We start from the raw sequence: 453 nt of genomic DNA on the forward strand, positions 1-453 counted from the left end.
GAACTGGCCTCCGACCTGGGGATTCATCCCTCGACGGCGCGATTTCACCTCGACCGTCTCGTCGAGCAGGGACGAGTGGAGGCAACACGTCGACATCGGGCGACCCGGGGGCGCCCGCACACCGTCTTTACCCTCGTCAGCGATGAAGGGCCGCGGGCCTATCGGTTGCTAGCTCAGATGCTCGTCGACGAGGTCGCCATCAGTAACAACCCGACAGCTATGGCCATGCGCATTGGTCAGCGTTGGGGTCGGCATCGCCGCGGCGACCTCATCGCAGTGCTCGATGACATGGGCTTCTCCCCGGCCGCAGAAGAGGGCGGCATCGTGCTGCGCCACTGTCCCTTTCTCGACCTGGCCCGCGATCACCCCCAGGTGGTGTGTTCCCTACACTGTGGGGTCGTCGAGGGTGTGACGGGGCAAGCCGCGACTATCGACGCTAACCCCGGAGTCCGG

1 protein-coding gene is annotated in these 453 nt (G+C 65.6%); it reads left to right on the forward strand.

Translation table 11 applies throughout. From position 1 onward, the window contains the following. On the forward strand, nucleotides 1–453 hold a 453-nt coding region (locus KUA11_RS17140; RefSeq protein ID WP_217412262.1), incomplete at both ends, for a helix-turn-helix transcriptional regulator.

Source organism: Acetobacter estunensis, from assembly GCF_019083805.1.
Taxonomy (GTDB): Bacteria; Pseudomonadota; Alphaproteobacteria; order Acetobacterales; family Acetobacteraceae; genus Acetobacter; species Acetobacter estunensis_A.